This window comes from Desulfovibrio psychrotolerans, from assembly GCF_013340305.1.
GTDB classification, from domain to species: Bacteria; Desulfobacterota; Desulfovibrionia; order Desulfovibrionales; family Desulfovibrionaceae; genus Halodesulfovibrio; species Halodesulfovibrio psychrotolerans.
The window spans coordinates 142,151-163,643 of sequence record NZ_BLVP01000001.1; the positions used below are offsets into that span (position 1 = coordinate 142,151).

The 21,493-nt window shown below is 55.9% G+C and carries 18 protein-coding genes; 15 read left to right on the forward strand and 3 right to left on the reverse strand.

The annotated features are described in order from the left end of the window. Positions 1–9 precede the first annotated feature (9 nt). The 9 genes from lptB (at position 10) to HUV26_RS00665 (ending at position 7,155) form a co-directional block, all read left to right on the forward strand. Positions 10–732 (forward strand): LPS export ABC transporter ATP-binding protein, encoded by a 723-nt coding sequence (gene lptB, locus HUV26_RS00625; protein ID WP_174408167.1) that lies wholly within the window; start codon positions 10–12, stop codon positions 730–732. A gap of 227 nt (positions 733–959) precedes the next feature. Then, positions 960–2,384, forward strand: coding sequence for an RNA polymerase factor sigma-54 (gene rpoN / locus HUV26_RS00630; RefSeq protein WP_174408168.1), 1,425 nt, complete (start codon positions 960–962; stop codon positions 2,382–2,384). Positions 2,385–2,512: 128 nt separating this feature from the next. Continuing rightward, positions 2,513–3,055 carry a ribosome hibernation-promoting factor, HPF/YfiA family gene (hpf, locus tag HUV26_RS00635; protein ID WP_174408169.1) on the forward strand — a complete coding sequence of 181 codons (543 nt, stop codon included), beginning with the start codon at positions 2,513–2,515 and terminating at the stop codon, positions 3,053–3,055. A 10-nt stretch (positions 3,056–3,065) separates the two neighbouring features. Then, entirely contained in the window at positions 3,066–3,515 is a 450-nt protein-coding gene (locus HUV26_RS00640; RefSeq protein ID WP_174408170.1) for a PTS sugar transporter subunit IIA, read from the forward strand. Continuing rightward, positions 3,508–4,419 (forward strand): RNase adapter RapZ, encoded by a 912-nt coding sequence (gene rapZ / locus HUV26_RS00645; RefSeq protein ID WP_174408171.1) that lies wholly within the window; start codon positions 3,508–3,510, stop codon positions 4,417–4,419. Before HUV26_RS00640 ends, rapZ begins: the two co-directional genes overlap by 8 nt. A 53-nt stretch (positions 4,420–4,472) precedes the next feature. Continuing rightward, positions 4,473–4,910, forward strand: coding sequence for a PTS sugar transporter subunit IIA (locus tag HUV26_RS00650; RefSeq protein ID WP_174408172.1), 438 nt, complete (start codon positions 4,473–4,475; stop codon positions 4,908–4,910). Between the two features lie 9 nt (positions 4,911–4,919). Beyond that, positions 4,920–5,381: a PTS sugar transporter subunit IIB gene (locus HUV26_RS00655; protein WP_174408173.1), complete on the forward strand. Its 462-nt coding sequence runs from the start codon at positions 4,920–4,922 to the stop codon at positions 5,379–5,381. A gap of 44 nt (positions 5,382–5,425) precedes the next feature. Then, positions 5,426–6,091, forward strand: coding sequence for a PTS sugar transporter subunit IIC (locus HUV26_RS00660; RefSeq protein WP_174408581.1), 666 nt, complete (start codon positions 5,426–5,428; stop codon positions 6,089–6,091). Between the two features lie 143 nt (positions 6,092–6,234). Beyond that, complete coding sequence (locus HUV26_RS00665; RefSeq protein WP_174408174.1) at positions 6,235–7,155, forward strand: manganese-dependent inorganic pyrophosphatase; 921 nt, start codon at positions 6,235–6,237, stop codon at positions 7,153–7,155. Between the two features lie 80 nt (positions 7,156–7,235). Here HUV26_RS00665 and HUV26_RS00670 read toward each other — a convergent pair whose 3' ends face one another. Further along, on the reverse strand, positions 7,236–8,405 hold the full coding sequence (locus HUV26_RS00670) for a tRNA nucleotidyltransferase/poly(A) polymerase-related protein (RefSeq protein WP_243451200.1): 1,170 nt from the start codon (positions 8,403–8,405) through the stop codon (positions 7,236–7,238). A 44-nt stretch (positions 8,406–8,449) separates the two neighbouring features. Between HUV26_RS00670 and HUV26_RS00675 the strand changes: the two genes are divergently transcribed. From HUV26_RS00675 to HUV26_RS00685, 3 genes are all read left to right on the forward strand, one after another. Then, positions 8,450–9,382, forward strand: coding sequence for a biotin--[acetyl-CoA-carboxylase] ligase (locus HUV26_RS00675; protein WP_174408175.1), 933 nt, complete (start codon positions 8,450–8,452; stop codon positions 9,380–9,382). A 63-nt stretch (positions 9,383–9,445) separates the two neighbouring features. Further along, the gene (locus tag HUV26_RS00680; protein WP_174408176.1) at positions 9,446–13,159 is read left to right on the forward strand and encodes a pyruvate carboxylase; all 3,714 of its coding nucleotides are present in this window, start codon (positions 9,446–9,448) and stop codon (positions 13,157–13,159) included. Between the two features lie 250 nt (positions 13,160–13,409). Further along, a complete protein-coding gene (locus HUV26_RS00685) occupies positions 13,410–16,988 on the forward strand; it encodes a PEP/pyruvate-binding domain-containing protein (RefSeq protein WP_174408177.1) in 3,579 nt (1,192 codons plus the stop codon). Positions 16,989–17,176: 188 nt separating this feature from the next. Here HUV26_RS00685 and HUV26_RS00690 read toward each other — a convergent pair whose 3' ends face one another. Continuing rightward, positions 17,177–18,487: a M23 family metallopeptidase gene (locus HUV26_RS00690; protein ID WP_174408178.1), complete on the reverse strand. Its 1,311-nt coding sequence runs from the start codon at positions 18,485–18,487 to the stop codon at positions 17,177–17,179. A gap of 114 nt (positions 18,488–18,601) precedes the next feature. After that, the gene (locus HUV26_RS00695) at positions 18,602–19,030 is read right to left on the reverse strand and encodes a CBS domain-containing protein (protein ID WP_174408179.1); all 429 of its coding nucleotides are present in this window, start codon (positions 19,028–19,030) and stop codon (positions 18,602–18,604) included. A gap of 207 nt (positions 19,031–19,237) precedes the next feature. On the opposite strand from HUV26_RS00695, the gene HUV26_RS00700 reads away from it, so the two are divergent. The 3 genes from HUV26_RS00700 (at position 19,238) to HUV26_RS00710 (ending at position 21,491) form a co-directional block, all read left to right on the forward strand. Beyond that, complete coding sequence (locus tag HUV26_RS00700) at positions 19,238–19,870, forward strand: protein-L-isoaspartate(D-aspartate) O-methyltransferase (protein WP_174408583.1); 633 nt, start codon at positions 19,238–19,240, stop codon at positions 19,868–19,870. 12 nt (positions 19,871–19,882) lie between these two features. After that, positions 19,883–20,464 (forward strand): YqaA family protein, encoded by a 582-nt coding sequence (locus HUV26_RS00705; protein ID WP_243451201.1) that lies wholly within the window; start codon positions 19,883–19,885, stop codon positions 20,462–20,464. Between the two features lie 124 nt (positions 20,465–20,588). Then, positions 20,589–21,491, forward strand: coding sequence for an Mrp/NBP35 family ATP-binding protein (locus tag HUV26_RS00710; RefSeq protein ID WP_174408181.1), 903 nt, complete (start codon positions 20,589–20,591; stop codon positions 21,489–21,491). Positions 21,492–21,493: the final 2 nt, after the last annotated feature.

Below are 21,493 nucleotides of genomic sequence, written 5' to 3' on the forward strand. Positions count from 1 at the left end.
CGGGTCCGCATGTCGTTTCTGGAAGCGGAATCTCTGACCAAGCATTACGGCAAGCACGAAGTGGTGCGCGGCATTTCCCTGAGCATGAAGCAGGGGGAGGTGGTGGGATTGCTCGGCCCCAACGGTGCGGGCAAAACTACCACGTTTTATATGCTCATAGGCATAGTAAAACCTACCAGCGGCCTTGTGCGCTATGACGGCACGGACGTGACGGATTGGCCCTTGCATGAACGCGCACGCGTAGGCCTGAGTTATCTTCCGCAGGAAAGTTCCATTTTCCGCAAGCTCACTGTGCGACAAAATCTGGAGCTTATCTTAGAGCACACGGGACTCCCCATAAACGTGCAGCGAAAGCGGGCCGACATGCTTCTTGAGGAATTTCGCATCACCCGCATAGCGGATTCCATGGCAATGCATCTTTCAGGGGGCGAACGGCGCAGGCTGGAAATAGCCCGCGCACTTATCCGCAAGCCCCGGTTCATTCTGCTGGACGAGCCTTTCGCAGGAATTGACCCTCTGGCCGTGGATGATATTCAGAGCATCATACGCGGGCTCAGCAACCGTGGGATAGGGGTTCTCATTTCGGACCACAATGTGCGCGAGACCCTGAATATCTGCGACCGGGCCTATCTTGTATATGAGGGGCAGATAATCCTTAACGGCACCCCCAGCCAGATAGTGAACGATCCCAAGGCTCGCAGGGTGTATCTGGGAGAAGGATTCTGCCTGTAGGTGTCGTGACTTTTTCCCGACCTTTTTGAATATTTTGCAAGACATTTCTTTCTGATCGCGCAAAAGCCCGTTTTACGGGCTTTTCTCTGTTGCATGGTTAGTGCTTGTATGGCAAAAGGGACTCAGGTTTGCAGTTTTGGAATGCTTCTTGATAGAGGTCCGGACCGCGCTTCCAGCAGCGCGTCAACCCCCTTGATGCACGGCACTACTCCGGGAATATCGTACCTATGGCATTAGAACTACGGCAACAACTCAAGCTCTCCCAGCAGCTGGTTATGACCCCCCAACTGCAGCAGGCAATTAAGCTGCTGCAGCTCTCCCGGCTTGAACTGATGGAAACCGTACAGCAGGAGTTGCTGGAAAATCCCTTTCTGGAAGAATCTGCCGAGAGCATAACGCCCGCTGATGCCACGGAAGCTGCGGAAATACGTTCTGAGGCTGTGGAAGCCTATGATAAGGAGCTTGCCACCAACGCGGACTGGGAAGACTATCTGGGCGATTTTTCCAGTACCAGCAGGCAAACATCCTCCCGAGATGCCGAAATACCTGAAGAGATGACATCGTTTGAAGCGCGACTCACCTCGCGCCCATCGTTGGACGGCCATCTCTCGTGGCAGCTCACGCTTTCCTCCATAACGGAAGAGCAGAGAACCATAGGGGAAGTGATCATCGGCAATATCGGCTCCAACGGCTATTTGCAGGCCACGATGGAGGAAATTGCAGATATGGCCGGGGCCACCGTACCAGAGGTGGAGGTAATGCTGCGCAGGGTACAGCGCTTTGACCCTGTGGGTGTGGCAGCCCGAAGCCCGCAGGAATGCCTGCTGGTGCAGATAGAAGTGCTCGGATATGACCGCGACCCCGTTCTGGTGGAATTGGTGCGCGAACATCTGGAAGACCTTGAAAAGCGCCGCTACAAGCCCCTGTGCCGTAAGTTCCGTATAAACATGGACGATCTGAAGGAATATATCGACCTTATCCTCACGCTCGATCCCATGCCCGGTGCCAGCTTTGGCAGCAGCGAACCGCAGTATGTTTCCCCCGATGTCTTTGTGCACAAGTATGACGGCGAATTTGTCATTATTCTCAACGAAGAAGGACTGCCCAGTCTGCAGTTGAGCGATATTGTGGACTGTCTTCCCACTGTTTCCGGGCCGGATAAGGATTACTTTCAGGAAAAGATGCGCTCTGCCTCGTGGCTCATTAAAAGTCTGCATCAGCGGCAGCGCACCCTGTACAAGGTGATGGAAAGCATCGTCAAATACCAGAGAGGGTTCTTCGAAGAGGGGGTCACCCAGCTTAAGCCGCTCATTCTTAAAGACATTGCAGAAGATATTGGCATGCATGAATCCACGGTGAGCCGCATTACCACCAGTAAGTATGTGTCTACCCCGCACGGTATTTTTGAGCTTAAGTTCTTCTTTAACAGTGCCATAGGGATGGATGACGGCAGCTCGGTGGGTTCTGAGAGCGTAAAGGCCCTTATCAGACAACTGGTTCAGGGAGAAGACCCCCGACGCCCGCTCAGTGACGAACGCATAGGTGAAATTTTGAAAGAAAAGTTGCAGTTGAATATTGCCCGCAGGACCGTTGCGAAGTATCGTACTGCAATGGACATTCCCTCGTCCTCCAAGCGAAAGTCCGCGTTCTAGGTTTCCGCGTATTAGGAGAAACCCCGAATGTGCAGGCGGTATGCGCAGGACAGGGAATGCGGATACACTGCCAGAGATACCCGTGCGGACTCACACACGGTGCGCCCGCCGAACCTAAGGAGGCATATATGAACATCGCATTCACTTTCAAGAACTTCGAGCCTTCCGACCATCTGAAAAAGTATGCCCGTAGACGCTTTGAAAAGTTGGGGAAATTCATACGCCATTCCGGCAGGTTGGAAATGCAGGTGGGCATGTCCGTGGAAAACTACCGCCACAGGATTGATGTGACACTGGTTTCTGACAACCTCAACCTTTCCGCTTCTGAAAAGTCCGAAGACATGTACGCCACGGTCGATCTTGTGTTTGACAAGCTTGCCGCACAGGTGAAAAAGCATGCGGAAAAGAACAAGGATCATCGCCGCGGCGGAGCCAACATTGCCGTTCGCGAGGACATTATAAGCTATGCGGATACCGGCTCCGGGCGGGAACGGACCATTGTGGGCACGGACCACTTTACGCCCAAGCCCATGGGTATTGATGAAGCCGCTCTGCAGTTGGATTCGCTGGACTACGACTTCCTTGTGTTTCTGAATGCCGAGACTGAGCGTGTGAATGTAATCTACCGCCGGAAAAACGGCGACTTCGGCCTGATTGACCCCACATTCTAGGACACAGATAATGAAACTGGGTGAATACCTGGATAAAACGATGATACTGCCCGAGCTTACCGCCAGCACCAAAGAGGAGGTGCTGGCGGAGCTTGTGGCACCTGTTATTGCCGCCTGTCCGCAACTGGACGCGGAAAGCGTAGTCAACGTGCTGCGTGAACGTGAAAGTCTGGGAACCACGGGCATTGGCGACGGCATAGCCATACCGCACGGCAAGCTCGACAATCTGGACCGGATAATTCTGGTTGCCGGAAGGAGCACAGGCGGAGTGGATTTTGAGGCTCTGGACTTTAAGCTCTGCACCATCTTCTTCCTTGTTCTTGCCCCGGAACAGGTGGCCGGCATGCATCTGCGCATACTTGCCCAAATTTCCCGGCTGCTCAAGGATCCCGAATTCCGCAGTTCCTTTCTTTCCGCACCTGATGCGGATGTGCTGTGGCACCTGCTCAATAATGCCTGACCGGAATCCCGACATGGAATACGAATCATCTGCGGTTTTTCCCGTGCTTATTGTCACCGGGCTTTCCGGCGCTGGCAAGAGCACAGCACTGAAGGTGTTTGAGGATCTGCGATACTTTACTGTGGACGGCATGCCCGCTTCATTGGCATTGCAGATGCTTTCTGTGCTTGATGAACGCAGTCTTGCAAAACATCGTGGGCTGGTGCTGGGTATGGACCTGCGCCAGTTTGAGTTTGACAGCGAATTCAGAGAGGTGCTGGACGGGATGCAGCGTAAAGGCGTAGCTCCCGTCATTCTCTTTCTGGAGGCGCGTCCCGATGTCATCATCAGGCGTTATAAGGAAACTCGCCGCCCGCATCCTTTGGAGAATCGGGACCTTGGCCTTGAGCAGGCTATGGAGCTCGAGAGAAACCTGCTTAAGCCCGCCCGCGACATGGCCGACCTCGTCATTGACACGTCGGAGTTCTCCATTCACGATATACGGCGCGTTATCCAGCAAAAGTGGTCTATTCTGGAGGGTAACAGGCGCAGCCTGCGGGTACACCTGCTGACCTTCGGCTTTAAATACGGAACACCCGCCGAGGCGGATATGGTGTTCGACCTGCGTTTCTTGCCCAATCCGTATCATGACCCCGTGCTCCGTCCGCTTTCCGGCAAGGATAAAGCCATCGCGGAATATGTTCTGGGGTCAGAGCCGGGTAGGGAATATCTGGCCCGCCTGACAGATTTTCTGCACTTCACGCTTTCGCAAATGGAAGCAGAAGGCCGCTACCGCGTTACCATAGCCATAGGCTGCACCGGCGGCAGGCACCGTTCCGTTTCTACCGCAGAAGCCCTTTTTGAGACTTTGAAAAACTTTGATTTTACGGTATCTATCGAGCATCGGCATATGGAGCTGGGTTGAATACTGTATGATCCCCCATACCGGAGCGCTGCCGCCGGTGGAGAAGATATTTCATGAGCGTTTCCAAGACAGAAGAATCGCAGGTGGGCGTGGTTCTGGTCACGCATGCCGATTATGGCTCCGCGCTGCTCCATGCTGCTGAAATCATACTCGGGCCGCAACAGGACTGTGGGGCTGTGAGTGTGGATGGCACGCAGGAAGTTACGGAGACCGTGGCCAGACTCAAAGAAACCGTAGCCCGCGTTGACCGGGGACAGGGCGTGCTGCTGCTGACAGATATGTTCGGCGGCACACCCACCAATCTTAGCCTGTCTCTTCTGGGCGGCGGCAATGTGGAAGTGCTCACGGGAGTCAATCTGCCCATGCTGCTTAAGGTATTCGGCAGCCGCAAGACGCCGCTGCATGAACTTGCTGAAGAGGCGAAGTCCGCCGGGGAAAAGGGCATTGTCCTTGCCGGCGAGGTGCTGCGTCGTAAAGTGAAGAACGGGTAGGGCAACGCAATGCTGTGGGTGCGAATCGACAACAGGCTCATTCACGGGCAGGTCATCGAAACATGGCTGCCGTATACGCGCGCCAGACGCCTGCTTGTGGTGAATGATGAGATAGCAGGGGATGATCTGCAGCAGCAGATAGCTTCTCTGGCTGTTCCAAGCAGAATTCATGCAGCATTCATACGTGTGGGCGAACTTTCCGCTTACGCTGCGGAGCATGCCGATGCAATGCAGAACACCTTGGTTCTGGTTGCTACCTGCGGTGATGCGCGACGCATTGTTGAAAACGGTTTTTCCATAAAGATACTGAATGTCGGCAACTTGCATTTTGCACCGGGTAAAAGGCAGGTGTGCGCACATGTGGCACTTTCCGAAGAAGATGAAGCCTGCCTGCGCTTTTTCAACAAACGGAGCGTGGAACTGGATTTTCGCTGCGTTCCTAATGACCCCGTTCAGCTTAAAGGGTGGTAGTATGATGAGGGACGTGCCATGGGTTCTCTGATTTCTTCACTCGTCTGGATGGCTCCCCTCGCTTTTTTTTTGCCGTAACGGCAGTATTTCGTTTTGCCGTTAACATCGGCTTTCTTGAGCGTCCGCTCACCATCGGCTTCTTCTGGGGGCTGGTCACAGGCGACTGGGCACTTGCCGTAAACACGGCCATATTCTTCGAGCTGTTCTGGCTCGACCTCTTTCCCGCTGGCACCTATATTCCCCCCAACGCTGTTGCCTCCATGCTCTTGGTGCTTGGCGTTTCCCGCTATTTCGGCATAGATCAGGCTGCCTTGCTGGCTGTTCCCATCATGATCAGTCTGCCTGCCGCACTCCTTTCCGCCAAGGTGGAGTACTGGCAGCGACGCATGCAGGCTTCTGGTTACAACCGCATCATCAGGTGGGGACGCAAAGGCGAAGAATCTGACGGTGCCGGACGCGTCATCCTTTTATCCCTTTTTCAAATATTGGCCCTGCATGTGGTTTTCCTGTGCGCTTGCCTGCTTGTGCTAATTGGAACGATCAGCGGGATGTCGTGGTATCTCGGACACCTGCCGGCTGTGAACGGTATTTCATGGTTTCACCTGTGGTTCGTGGCGGGCATAGGGGGCATTATGTCCTTGCGGGTGCGCCGCTCGTATGCCTTGTTCCTTGCCATTCTTGCCTGCGTAACGCTGCTGCTCAGTCTGTGACAAAAGCGGGGAGGCAAAAAAAATGTGCTTCTTACCCCCTTGCGGCACTTGGCAGACTTTTTAGTTTGTGCTATTTGGCACAAACTAATTTCGGAAGAAGGCGAGAAGTCGCATAACCAAACCCAATTTTGGAGGAACCTACCATGGCAGTTCTCGTAATGGGTCACATGAACCCTGATACCGATTCCATTGTCTCCGCCATTGCCGTTGCCGACCTGCTCAGCAAGCGTGGCATGGAAGCAAAGCCCGTTGCACAGGGTGAAGTAACCCCTGAATCCGCTTTCGTTCTTTCCAAGTTCGGCCTGACCGCCCCTGAAGTTGTGACCTCTGTTGCCGGCAAGAAGCTCTGGCTGGTGGACACCACCGACGGCGCTCAGCTCCCCGCAGACATGAAGGAAGCTGAAGTTGTTGGCGTAGCCGACCACCACAAGCTCGGCGACGTGACCACTTCCAACCCCCTTGAAATGTGGGTATGGCCCGTGGGCTGCTGCGGCACCGTGATCAAGGCCATGTACGATTTCTACGGCATCGCCGTTCCCAAGGGCATTGCCGGCGGCCTGCTGTGTGCCATCCTGTCCGACACCGTCATGTTCAAGTCCGTCACCACCACCGATGCCGACAAGAAGGCCGTTGCTGAACTGGCTGGCATTGCCGGTATTGCAGACACAACTGCTCTGGGTATGGAGATGTTCAAGGTTAAGTCCGCTGTGGAAGGCGCCACCATGGAAGCCCTGGTGTTCCGCGACTACAAGGACTTTGATATGAACGGCAACAAGGTTGGCATCGGGCAGCTGGAAGTTGTCGACCTGTCTATGCTCGATTCCGTGAAGGACGGCCTGTATGCTGAAATTCAGAAAGTGAAGGCCGGTGGCCGCCACTCCGTGTTCCTGCTGCTGACCGACATCATGAAGGAAGGATCTGAAATGCTTATCGTTTCTGACGATCCTTCCGTGGTTGAAAAGGCGTTCGGCGTTAAGGCCACCGGCAAGAGCGTGTGGCTTGACGGCGTAATGAGCCGCAAGAAGCAGGTTGTTCCCAACTTTGAAAAGGCTTTCAAGGGCTAATACGGCCTGCTGAGATGATGTTGACGCCCGGCGCGGAATACCGCGCCGGGCGTTTTATGTTTGCCGGTGATTTGTGAATTTCAGGCAATCTGATCGTGCCGCAACAGAGCGGCACAGCGCAGTTCGCGCAATCGTGCTCCGGACTCAGGGCCAAGATTGTGCAGATGATCCGGCAGGCGGACGGCGAGAATTGTTTTCATATCGTGCTCCATGCGTCGGGTCACGGCTTCGCCGCTGTCTGCCAGCACGAGTGCGGCAAAGGCGGGCAGCTGGGAGCTGCCCAGTGCGGAAAGCATATCCACGCGCGTTCCCGGGCGCAGGGCTTTATAATTTGCGCCTTTCATGTGGTGCCGCGCCGCAAGGGCACCTGCACGAATAAGCTTGCCGGGAAGCTTGAGCCGGATGCCGAGCCGCGTTGCGGCCTCTTCTCCCGTTGCATCGTGCCCATGGTGGCGCGGGAGCATATCCGCCGGAGTGAGCATTTTCCCCAAATCGTGACAAAGGGCCATGTAGGCGGCTGCGGGGTTGCCGGCGCAGCGGTCCATGACCTGTGCCGTATGCTCAAGCACATTTTCCCTGTGATAGGGCAGGGGGCCGGCGGGAATTGTGTCAGCGCCCGCCAGTTCTGCAAACCACGGCGAAAGGCACTGCCCCTGGGCGAGAACGCGCAAGAATTGCCCCGGGGCCGGGGTTTCCAAGGCCTTCAGGATTTCTCCGCAGACGCGTTCGGGGGTAGCGGAGAGCAGGCGGCCTTCTGCCGCGACAGCGCGCATCTGCCCCAGTGTATCCTCATGAATGGTAAAATCCGCAAAGGTTGCAGCAAAGCGGGCGGCCCGGAATACGCGCACCGGATCGTCATGCAAAGAGGTTGTGCTGGCCGTTCTGATGACTTTGTTGCGTAAATCTTCAAAGGCATGCGGATGCGCGAAGATTCTTCCAGTTTGTTCAAGGGCCAGAGCATTCATGGTAAAATCGCGCTTCAGTAGGTCGGTGAAGATATTTCCGTCCCTCAGCGGAGCGAATTCCACACCGCCGAGAATGCAGATGGGGAAGTCGTTTCCGGCCTTGCGCGCAGAAGGATTGCGGCATATAAAGCCTTCCACGGTGCCTGTGAAGGCAACATCCGTTTCACGAGGCGTGCGCCCGAGCAGCAGGTCGCGGACGGCCCCGCCCACGATGAATTCCTCTGTGCCCGTGCAGGGCAAATTGTTTCCGGCTGCCGCGTCCGGGCGGGCATTTTCCTTGGTCATAGTGCGCCACCTCTCTGTCGCCCGAAGAGTACAGGTATCACGATATGTTGTACATCCTCAAAGATGGCTTGCGGGAGACTGCAGATTCCCTTACGCCTAAGAACCTAACAGCCGCACATGCAGCATGGGGTTACGGATTCGCTGACGGCACATGGCGTGCGGATTCCATCAATGGTCATGCCGTGCTGGAATACGCACCTGCACTGGAAGAAACAGGACGAGAACTGGAAGACGCCGGACGAATTCTGGTGTGCGGTGCCTCAACCTCCAGCCTTGATGCGGCACGCCTGCTGACCACGGACGGCACCATGCGGGAATGGGACTCTGTACTCGCCGTTACCCAGAGAGCGGGGAGGGGGCAGTTGCGCCGCCCGTGGAGTTCTCCTGCCGGGAATATTCACGGGGCACTGCGCATGCCGTTCGGACAAGCGCATCTGGATGATTTTGCTCCGCTGACGCTCGGATATCTGTTCGCGGAGGCTTTCGGCACTTTGGGAATTCAGGTGTCCTTGAAGTGGCCCAACGATCTGTTGCTGCAAGGCGGCAAGGTGGGGGGGGTGCTGCTTGAAGAAGTGGGGGGCGCGCTGTTTGCCGGTGTGGGCATAAATCTTGTAGCCTCGCCGCCTGTTGGGGACCTCCGTGACGGGTGGGCTGTTCCTGCATGTAATCTGGCTGATGCCGGGTTTGAATTTTCCGTGACGACACTGTGGCAAACACTTGTTAACCGGATACGTTTTTGTTATGAGACGCAGGTTGTTCGCTACAACAGAGAAGAGTTGACAAGACGCGTGCAAAAATATCTTGCCTGGGTGGGCCGTGACGTCATTATTCACGGCGGTGATGCGGAGTTTCGTCCGGGCAGGCTTTTGGGTGTCAACGAAAACGGTGCGCTCCGTCTTCTCCTGTCCGGTCAAGAAGTTGTTATCCATTCCGGTAGCATTTCCCTTTCGCCTCACAGAGACCCAGCCAAGGTGTGATTTTTTCGCTCGCCCTTTAACCCGGAGGAACGCGAGCCTCCGGATATTGGATAACGAGGATTTATGGCCAACAAGACGTTTGAACAGGTTTTGGACGAGGTGAAGGGCAAGCCGATTCTGGTTGCCAACCGCGGTATTCCCGCGCGCCGCATTTGCCGTTCCATACGCGAGCGGTTTGATGGCGTGGCCATCATGACCGCGACCGATGTGGATAAAACGTCTCCGGCCGCATCCGCAGCACAGGAACTATTGCTTCTGGGTAAAGATCCGCGGGCATATCTTGATATTGACCGGATCATCGATCTTGCGAAAAAGCGCGGGGTGGTAGCCATTCATCCCGGATGGGGTTTCGCCTCTGAAGACGACACCTTTCCCAAGCGTTGCGCGGAAAACGACATCATTTTTATAGGCTCCACGGCACAGGCCATGAACCTGCTCGGCAACAAGGTGCAGGTGCGTGCCCTTGCCCAGCGTCTGGGCGTGCCGGTGGTGCCCGGCTCTGAAGGCGCAGTGGACGTGCCCCTGGCCCGCAGAATGGCAGAAGAAATCGGCTTCCCCATCATGCTGAAGGCTGAAGGCGGCGGTGGCGGACGGGGCATTTTCCTTGTGCAGAGCCAGGAAGAGCTTGAATCGGCCTTTATGAAGGCTTCCACCATGGCGCAGGCGTCCTTCGGCAACCCGCGCGTTTATGTGGAGAAGTATCTTTCTTCTGTCCGTCATATTGAAATTCAGGTTATCGCGGACAAATACGGCAACGTGTTCGCCTTTGACGAACGTGACTGTACCGTACAGCGAAACCACCAGAAACTGGTGGAAATAACTCCCTCGCCTTCGCCGCTCATTACTCCGGAATTGCGCGCCAAGCTCAAGGACTATTCGCGTCAACTTGTGCTGGCGGTGGGGTATGATTCCCTTGCCACCGTGGAATTTCTCGTCACCTCGGAGGGGGTTCCCTATCTTATTGAAGTCAATACGCGGCTTCAGGTGGAACACGGGATTACTGAGGCCCGTTACGGCATAGACCTGGTGGAAGAGCAGATCGCCGTTGCCTTTGGTGCGGAACTGCGCCTGAAGGAAGACGAAGTGCTCCCGGCCCAGTGGGCCATGCAGCTGCGCATAAACTGTGAAAACCCGCAAGAGAACTTTTCGCCCAACTGCGGGATTGTTTCACGCTACGTTTCGCCCGGCGGCCCCGGCATACGCATAGATTCCAACCTTTCGGCGGGCTATGAGTTTCCTTCCAACTACGACTCCGCCGGTGCGTTGCTCATTGCCTACGGTCGTGACTGGAACAAGGTGCTCGGCATTATGGAGCGCGCCCTGAATGAGTATGTCATCGGGGGCGTGAAGACGACCATACCGTTCTTCAAGCAGGTCATCGCCCACCCCAAGTTCCGGGATGCCGGCTACGATACCAACTTTATTGCCAAGACGCCGGAACTGCTGTGCTACACCGATATTGCGCGCGAGGCTGTACGCCTTTCGCGCCTCATCGCCTGCATAAGCGCAAAGGGATACAACCCGCATGTCCTGCTGGGAGAGTACCGCACGCCCGACACTCCGCGGGTGAGCAATACCCGGTTTGACCCGGTTCTGCCCACCATTCCCGCAAAACTTCTGAAGAGCGAGCCTGTGTACCCGCGGGGCGACCGCAAGGCACTGCTCGATTTTGTGCGCGATTCTGACTACGTGCACTTCTGCGACACCACCCCCCGGGATATTACGCAGTCCAACTCCGGCAACCGCTTCCGCGTAGCGGAAGATATGCTCATCGGGCCGTATCTGGACAACTGCGGCTTCTTTTCCATTGAGAACGGGGGCGGTGCGCACTTCCATGTGGCCATGATGGCCAACATGACCTACCCCTTCACGGAAGCCTACCAGTGGAACCGGTTTGCTCCCAAGACGCTCAAGCAGATTCTCATCCGCTCCACAAACGTGCTCGGGTACAAGCCGCAGCCGAAAAACCTGATGCGCCTGACTGGTGAAATGATCTGCGACCACTATCATGTGATCCGTTGTTTCGACTTCCTGAACCACGTGGACAACATGCGTCCCTTTGCGGAAGTGGCCCTGAGCAGAAAGGAAGTGGTGTTTGAGCCCGCCATATCACTGTCGTGGGCCAAGGGGTTTGACGTAGCCCACTATCTGGATGTTACGGCCGCCATTCTGCGCATGATAGGCGATGTGGCCGGAGTGGGCGAGGCCAAAGCCAGCGGCATGATCATTCTCGGACTTAAGGATATGGCCGGCGTGTGCCCGCCCCGGTTCATATCGGAGCTTGTAACGGCCCTGCGCAAACGCTGGCCGCAGCTTGTGCTGCATTACCACCGCCACTACACGGACGGCCTTTTTGTGCCTTCCGTAGGCGCGGCTGCCAAGGCGGGCGCGCACATAGTGGATACGGGCATCGGAGCGGCCGTACGCTGGTACGGTCAGGGCGAAGTGCTCTCCACCGCCTCCTACATGGAAGGCGAGCTGGGCCTGAAGACCAACCTGAACAAGGACATGATCCGCGAGTGCAACTTTGTGCTCAAGCAGATAATGCCCTATTACGACAGGTATACTGCCCCGTACTTCAGGGGAATTGACCACGATGTCGTTGAACACGGCATGCCCGGAGGCGCCACCTCCTCGTCGCAGGAAGGGGCCCTGAAGCAGGGGTATATTCATCTGCTGCCGTACATGCTCAAGTTCCTTGCGGGAACCCGTAAGATTGTGCGCTACCACGACGTAACCCCCGGCTCGCAGATAACGTGGAACACGGCCTTTCTTGCCGTGACCAGCGCGTACAAGCGCGGCGGTGAAAACGAAGTGAAGTTCCTGCTCGGCGTTCTGGACGAGGTGAACAAAATGGGCGCATGCGATGCATGCACGCCGGAAATGGCCGAGGCCCGTCTTGCCATATACGGCGACAGCAACGACGCCTTCCGTGATCTGCTGCTGGGCAAGTTCGGCAAGCTGCCTCTGGGCTTCCCTCCGGACTGGGTGTATCAGAGCGCCTTCGGCGACGACTGGCGTCAGGCCATTGCCTCCCGCACGGAGCATTCTCCGCTGGATACGCTGCACGATATGGACTTTGTGGCTGAAGAAAAGAGCTTTATCGAGCACATGCGGCGCAAGCCCACGGACGAAGAGTTTGTCATGTACCTTAACCATCCCGCCGATGCGCTGAAGACAGTGCAATTCCGCCACACCTACGGCAATCCCAACAGGGTGCCTCTGGATGTGTGGTTTGAAGGGCTGGAAGTAGGGCAGGAGCTTCAGTTTGTGGACAGCAGCAAGAAGCCCCACACCATGACCATTCTGCACATCACGGAACCGGACAAGTCCGGCAAAAGTGTGGTACGCTATGTGCTGGACTCCGAAATACTGAGCTACGATGTTCAGGTAAGAAAGCCGCTGGAGGAAGAGGGCATAGGCTACGAAAAGGCCGACAGGTCCAACCCCAACCATGTGGCGGCATCTTCCAACGGGGACCTGTGGGTTATGTACGTTCACCCCGGCGACATGGTGAAGAAGGGTGAGGAACTCTTCAACATATCCATCATGAAGCAGGAAAAGGCCGTTCTGGCCCCTGTGGACGGCATGGTGAAGCGCGTGCTCAAGACGGCAGACTTTAAGGAAAGCAAGGTCATGGTGCCGGTAAAGGAAGGCGAGCTTCTTGTGGAACTTGGCCCTGTACCCCGCAGATGCCCGGCAGAAGCATGCCGGAGACCTCTTTCTATGGAAGGCATAGGCTTTTGTCCCTTCTGCGGCGAAAAGCTGGAGGCGTAACGAGGATACGCCGCCCTGACGACAGGGCGGCTTTGTCAATGCAGATCTGACTACGCGGCGATGATTTAATTGACGCGACTAAGCATCGGAGATACATAGCACAATGCCTATACGTGACAATTAGTCCCTGTACCATGCTGTAACGGTTGTGTGGTGGTGGGGATATAGTGCACTGTTCTGGCCCCGCTCAGGTCAATGTTTCCGGTTGTCAACGAAAGACGCGAAGTCTTTCTGCAAGGAGTAGCTTATTATGGCCAAAACCAAGGCTGAACCGGCCAAGGCCAATCAGGCCCCCGTGGCTGTGAATGTGGAAGAGCTCAAACAGAAGTATGTACTTACAGGTGCGGACATCGTTGCCATTGGCGAAGAGTCTGAGCTTCTGGTTGGCGGCAAGAACTACAACACCGCCATCATCAGCCAGGTGCCGGATATCCGTGCGCCTCAGTTCCGCGCCATTTCCTCTCTGGCATTCCACAAGCTCTTGGATGAAACCAAGGTTAACGCCTCCCTTGTCCGTTCCATCGTGGACAAGGAATATAACCGCACGGACTGGAATGACCCGGAAATCAACAAAGATTCCGATTTTCTTCAGAAATTTGTCCGCAATCTCGCAAAAGAGATCAGGGCGGAGGTGAAGGCCACAGGTGCCGTAAACCAGCTGAAAACGAGAGTTTTTGTCAATAACGTTGTGGAAGGATTCGCCACCTCCCCTGAGGGTATAGACCAGTTGCGCAAGCGTTCTGTGCTTGTTCAGGCAGGTATTCTTTCCGTTGAAATGCCTGCTGAAGTAAGCGAATGCGTCCGGCGCGCCTATAACGACATCTGCAAGGATGCCGGAGTGGAAGACGTGCCCGTGGCCGTGCGCTCATCCGCCGCCGGTGAGGATTCCCGCAAGAAGGCCTTTGCCGGTCTGCAGGACACCTACCTGAACATTGTTGGCGAGAACATGTGCGTGGAAGCCTATCACTGGGACTGCGCCTCTGCATACAACCTGCGTTCCATGACTTACCGCCGCGAAGCTATTCTGGACGCTATGGCCCGCGCCGAAGCGACCGGAGACGAAACCATTGCGCAGAAGGCCAAGCAGGAATGGGCCATTGAGAACACCTCGCTTTCCGTATGCATCATGCGCATGATCAACCCTGTTATTTCCGGTACGGCCTTTTCCGCGGACACGGCCACCGGATGCCGGGGAACCACGCGCAAGGACCTTGTTTCCATTGATGCCAGCTACGGCCTTGGCGAAGCGGTGGTGGGCGGCATGGTTACGCCCGACAAGTTCTATGTGTTCAAGCGTGACGACCTGCAGGAAGTGGTCATCCGCCAGATGGGCTGCAAGGACAAGAAGATCGTTTATGACGAGAAGGGCGGCACCAAAATGGCCAAGGTGCCTGACAACGAGGCATTTCGCTGGTCTCTCTCCCTTGCGCAGGCAGAAGAAGTGGCCAAGGGGGTGCGCAATATCTCCAAAGCCTATGACAGCATGATCATGGACACGGAGTTCTGCATAGACAGTGCAGACCGTCTGTGGTTTGTGCAGGCACGCCCAGAGACGCGCTGGAACGAAGAACTGGAACTGCACCCGCATACCATTTTCATGCGCCGTCTTGAGGTGGATGCTAAGGCCGCAGCCGCTGCGGAAGTCATTGTTGAAGGCAACGGAGCCTCGCGCGGTGCGGGACAGGGGAATGTGAAATTCCTGCGTTCTGCCCTTGAGCTGAACAAGATCAATAAGGGCGATGTGCTTGCCGCCGAACGCACGGACCCCGACATGGTTCCCGGCATGCGCATAGCCTCCGCCATTCTCGCGGATGTGGGCGGCGACACCAGCCACGCCGCCATTACCTCCCGCGAGTTGGGCATTCCGGCCATTATCGGCATTCAGCGCATAGAAATTCTGCGTGCTCTTGACGGTCAGGATGTGACCGTGGACGGCACGAGGGGCAAGGTGTATCGCGGCCTTCTTCCGCTTAAGGAAGTGGGCGGCGAAATGGACCTGTCCAAGCTCCCCACCACCAAGACCAAGGTTGGGCTTATTCTGGCAGACGTGGGACAGGCTCTGTTCCTTTCCCGCCTGCGCGATGTGCCGGACTTTGAAGTGGGCCTTTTGCGCGCCGAGTTTATGCTCGGCAACGTAGGTGTGCACCCGCAGGCTTTGGAAGCCTATGACAACGGCGAACTGGAGCATGTGGTGAACGCCAAGGCGAAGGAACTGGACGCAAGACTCACCAAACTGCTGCGCGAACAGCTTGCCGCAGGTGTTGTGGGCGTGGACATGAAGCTGCGCGAGTATGTGGGGCATCTGACCGGACTTGCGCAGGAGATAACCCGCCTGACCGAGCAGGAAAACCTGCGTGGCACCGACGAGGTGCTGGCCGTGCACCGCAAGATGCGCGAACTGGACCACAAACTGGATGATCACGTTGCACTGGCGACGCGGCGTCTGGATGTGCTGAAAACCTCGGACAACCTGTACGAACATATTCTGTGCGTGATGGGCTTTAAGGACGAACTGGCGGTGCTTACCGGCAGCGATCCGGAAACCAAGCGCCGTATTGCGGAGATAGATGCCATAACCAGAGCACGCGAGGATGAGGCTTCCAAGATTCCTGCGGTTATGGAGATGATCAAGAAGGTCAAGGCACTGCGCAACGATGTGGCTCTTGCGACGGGCATGAAGAAGGAAATTGAAGAAATTCGTCAAATTCCTGAAAAGATTCGTGACGTTATCCGCTCGCGCGGCTTCCGGTCCGGCAAGGAGCACTACGTGCAGACGCTGGCGCAGGGTCTTGCCCTGTTTGCCATGGCCTTTTACGGAAAGGACATCATCTACCGCACCACAGACTTTAAATCCAATGAATACCGCAACCTGCTCGGCGGTTCCCTGTTCGAGCATTTTGAAGACAACCCCATGCTCGGGTATCGTGGAGTTTCGCGGAATCTGCATGACTGGGAACTGGAAGCCTTTAAACTGGCTCGCGGCGTGTTCGGCGGAGTGAATCTGCAGATCATGCTGCCGTTTGTGCGCACGCTGGAAGAGGGACGCTCCATGCGCCGGTATCTGGAACAGGTGCACAAGCTCAAGAGCGGCGTGGACGGACTGAAGGTTATTCTTATGTCGGAAATTCCCAGCAATGCTATTCTTGCCAAGGAATTCATCAAGGAATTCGACGGATTCTCCATCGGCTCCAACGACATGACCCAGATGGTGCTTGCGACGGACCGCGACAACGCCAGCCTTTCGCACATTTATGATGAAGAAGACCCCGCCGTTGTGTGGGCCATTCTGTGCACCATCTTCACGGGACAGAAGTACGGCAAAAAGGTTGGGTTCTGCGGACAGGGCGTTTCTAACAGCGTTGTCCTGCGCGGGCTTGTGGCCATTGCCGGTATTGTATCCGCATCTGTTGTGCCGGACACATACTACCAGACCAAGATGGATATGGCCGCCGTGGAGGCGGAGAACATTCCTACCAGCAAGCTGGGCGAATGGCTGGGAGAGCAGTTCCTTGCCAAGGTGCGCCTGCTGCTGGAAAAGAACGGATACGGGCACATTCTCAAGAAGTACAAGAGCGCCAAGGACATTATGGACTGGTACGAAGGCGAGCTGTGCCGGCTGCACGAGCAGCTGCGTGACTCCATTGAAACGCCCAAGGAAAAGTTCTACCGTCAGGAGCTGGAACAGTTCCGCGCCCTTTTCCACAAGCCTGTCATCTATGCCGGGTGGAACTGGTCGCAGACCGTGGAAGACGCCCTGCATCAATCCGGATTTGCCAGCTTTGACGAGCAGGCCAAGGCACTGGAAGCGCAGCGCGCAGCACAGTGGTAGCCCGGACTGTTTGAATAGAGACGCATTGAAAAGGTGGCTTCCCGAAAGGGGAGCCACCTTTTTGTTTACTGAGGGTAAAGACTTCATCCGTTACATCAAGAAAGGTACGGCAACATCTTGCGAAACCGCATGGGACAACAAAAAAGAGCGCGTTGCCGCGCTCTTTAAGAAAGGTTCAGAAACGGTGATTATTCCAGTCTGCCGGTTATGTTGTCACGTATCCACTTGGGATCGAACCATTCCAGCGGCGTAACGGGGAAGCCGGAAACAACCATCTCGAAGTGCAGGTGATCGCCGCCCGCCATACCGGTTACGCCGGTTTTACCCAGAATGTCTCCCTTGGAAACTGCCTGACCGGGCTGCACGGAAATTTCGCTCAGGTGGGAGTAAAGGGACTGCAGCCCAAGACCATGATCAACCACCACGAGCAGCCCGTAAATGCCCAGGCTGTCTGCAAAGACAACCTTGCCGTGGTTGCCGGCAGGCACGGGGGCATGACGCGTGGACGCAAGGTCGTGACCAAGGTGGTACTGCTCGTCTATCTCTGCATCGTTATAGATGTAGGTACGCTTTTCCGCAAAGCTGGCCCGGTTGGCTGCGTTGGGAAGGCGCATGAACTGGTCTTTCCATACCATCTCAGGCGCGGTCTGAAGACCTATGGACATAAGTGCGGCCCGGTTGGCGACACGGATCTCTCTGTTTACTTTAAGGAAACGCTCCAGATGCGTCATGTCGCCGGGAACATCCTGCTCAAACTCCGGCATCTTGGATTCGAAAAAGGAATCAGTAAGCCGGATTATGTCTGTCTTGAACTGCCTGTCCAGCGGATACACACTGAGAGGACGGTCGTATTCGTTTCCGGCAAGGTCGCGGGCGATGAGGCGCGGGGAAAATTCCTTGGGAGTGAGATAGTAGGGGAAGGCGAAGAAACACAGGTGGTTTCCGTTTGCCTGCCGGTAGCCGGGGAAAAACACATCGCCCACCATCACGCCCGTGGCAGAGGTTTCTTCTGAAACGGAATAGGCGACAACCCCTGTGCCACCACGCCGCACATAGGGGGGCATGGTGATGGTTGAGACGCGGGGAGGGGTGTTGTCCATTCGGAAGGCGTATTCCCGCGTGGAGGTATTGCCCTTGCCAAAAGCGGCGAAGGAGTTGTCTGTGGCACGCACGATGACTTCAAACGCGCCTTCCTGAAGCTGGGCGGCGCTGAGATCTACCTTTTCCACGCGCTGGGAGGGGCTATCTGTCCAATCCTGCCGGTAGATGGTGCTGGTGGTGGTATTCTTGCGGATGAGGACTGTGAGATTCTTAAGCCCCGACTTTTCATCGGAAAGTGCGATTTCAAGGACGGAGTTTTTGTTCACGCGGCCATCGGCGGGGGCAAGCGAAATGGTGGGGCCCTGCTGATCCTTGAGAAGCATGTAGCCCCCCAGACCACAGGCAATAAGCAGAACAACAAACAACATGGACGTTACTAAGCTTTTGGAATTAGACATCATTTTTCCTTATGGGTTCATAACAGGCAGCCATGTGGCGTGCCGCAGTCTAACAAAAAGCCATCCCACGGCTCTTAATCCGGGAATGGCTTGATGGACGGAGCGGGCGGTTGGCTACAGAGCTTCAACCGCATCCATGAGACTGATGGTCAGTTTAAGAAAATCTGCCTCGGTAATTATGCCCACAAGGCGGTCCCTGTCTACAACGGGCAGGCAGCCGTACTTGTGGTTAAACAGCATTTCGGCGGCATCGCGCAGGCGGGTATCCGGCGTGACGGTGATGACGTCTGTACGCATGATCTCGCTTACGGGAATGCCGGAGTCAATTTCATCCTGTATTTCCTGTTCCACGTCCGCAAAGCGGGAAATGGTGGAGGACAAAATATCTCGGTGGGTTAACAGGCCCAGAAAAAAACCCGGCTCATCAATAATGGGAATATGGCGTATGCGGGCGAGGTTCATAAGCGACTTCGCGGTCTTGAGAGAGTCTGTCTGCTTGAGCGTAAACAGATTGGTGGACATCAGATCGCTGACATACAGCATGGTGTGCTCCCGCGGTTGAAGTGATGAATGATTTTCGCATACTCCCCGCGTATGTCAAGCAACTCCGTTCGGTTGACTTGCCTGGAAAAATCTGCTTCTCAATCCGGGCGAACTCATTTAGTCTTACCCGGATTTTTGTGCCGAACGTATCCCGCCACGGCTCAACGTGCCGGTCACCGAAAGGAGATTCCTGTCTTGATTGTGGATATGCGGCGCAACAGGGAACGAATGGTGCGTGAACATCTTGAGGCGCGGGGGATTAAAGATACCCGCGTGCTTGCTGCAATGCGCGCCGTGCCCCGCCATTACTTCGTGCAGGAAGCCCTGCGCGCTCAGGCCTATGAAGATCATCCGCTGCCCATTGGCTACGGGCAGACCATCTCACAACCGTATATTGTGGCTCTGATGTCGGAGCAACTGGAAGCCAGGCCCGGTATGAGCGTTCTTGAAATCGGCACGGGGTCCGGTTTTCAGGCTGCCGTGCTGGCGGAAATGGGGTTGCAGGTGTTTTCTGTGGAACGCATACGCGAACTGCACACGGCAACCCAGCAACTGTTGCGGAATCTTAAATACTACCGCATTCGCCTGAAGCTTGATGACGGTACCATGGGGTGGCCGGAAATGGGACCGTTTGACAGGATTATCGTAACAGCGGGGGGGCCTTCCATCCCTGAGCCGCTGGTGAATCAACTGGCCGACCCGGGAGTGATGCTTATTCCCGTGGGAAAGAACAAACGCATGCAGCAGCTGGTGCGCATTCGCAAACAAGATGGCGACGTTACTCTGGAAAAGCTTGGCGGAGTGGCGTTTGTGGATCTGGTGGGCACGCATGGCTGGTAAGGCGGCATGGATATGATGAAAAAATGGCTGGATAAACTCTGGCTTCTGGCGGAATCGAAGGGGGCGCGGCGCACTCTGGCCACGGTTTCCTTTACGGAATCCATCTTTTTTCCGCTGCCGCCAGACCTGCTGCTTATTCCCATGGCGCTGGCAAACAGGAAGCAGGCGTTCCGGCTGGCGGCCATCTGCCTGTTCTCTTCGCTTCTGGGCGGCATTCTTGGGTACTATGTCGGTTATTTTTTCATGGATTTGCTCGGAATGCCCATCATACGTTTCTACGGTTTTGACGATAAGTATCTTGTCATCAAAGAATGGTACGACACCTATGACGCATGGGCTGTTGCCGCAGCGGGGCTTACGCCCATTCCGTACAAGCTGTGCACGCTGACGGCGGGGGCGTTCCGCATTGACCTGCTGGTGTTCATCGTGGCTTCCACGCTCAGCAGGGGAGTGCGGTTCTTCACCATAGCCGGGCTGATTTACCTGTTCGGCGACAGGGCAAGGTATTTTCTTGAGAAACGATTTGACCTTATTCTGCTGGGCACGCTTATCCTCGGCATTGCAGGGTTTGTTGCCATAGCGTTTCTTGAATAGTCTGCTGCGCGGCACAGAGCCGGGCTTGACGCATGGCGTATATTGTTTAGGTTTCCGTTCAGAACACACGCACGAACGTTCTGCGCTGCAAGCACGGAACGGTCTGTACATAAAGGAGAAAGTAATGTCTTCATGCAGCGGTTGTTCCTCGTCTGGGGCCGGTCAGCCCGGTGCGGAGCACAAATCCAGCGCCAAGCAGAATATTCAGGATGCCCTTATCTGTTCCACTCTGGACAAAATTCGCTACAAGCTCTTTATCATGAGCGGCAAGGGCGGAGTGGGGAAAAGCTCGGTGACGGTCAATACGGCTGCCGCGCTGGCTGCCCGGGGGTACAAGGTGGGGATTCTGGATGTTGATATCCACGGTCCCAGCGTGCCCAACCTGCTCGGCGTGACTGCCCTTGGCATTGAGGCTGACCGCGGCGGGCTGCTCAATCCTGTGCAGGTGAACGAGAATCTGTGGCTTGTTTCCATGGATTCGCTCCTCAAGGACAAGGATACGGCTGTTCTCTGGCGAGGCCCCAAGAAAACGGCCGCCATTCGTCAGTTTGTCTCTGACGTGAACTGGGGAGATCTGGATTTTCTGCTCATCGACTCGCCTCCCGGAACCGGCGACGAACACATGACCGTGCTTAAGACCATTCCGGAAGCACTGTGTGTGGTTGTGACCACGCCTCAGGAAATTTCCCTTGCCGATGTGCGTAAAGCCATTAACTTTTTGCAGTACGCCAACGCCAATGTGCTGGGTGTGGTGGAAAATATGAGCGGTCTGGCCTGTCCGCACTGTGGCGGCGAGATAACCCTTTTCAAGAAGGGGGGCGGCAAGGAATTGGCAGAGCGCTACGGGCTGGAGTTTTTGGGCAGCGTACCGTTGGACCCGGCGACCGTTGTGGCCGCCGATATGGGCGTGCCCGTGGTTATGCTGGAGGGTGAATCGCACGCCAAAACAGGCTTCCTTAACCTTGCAGATGCCATTGTCACGGCACTGGACAGAAGCCTTGAAGCCATTTCCGGCTCTCACGGATAACC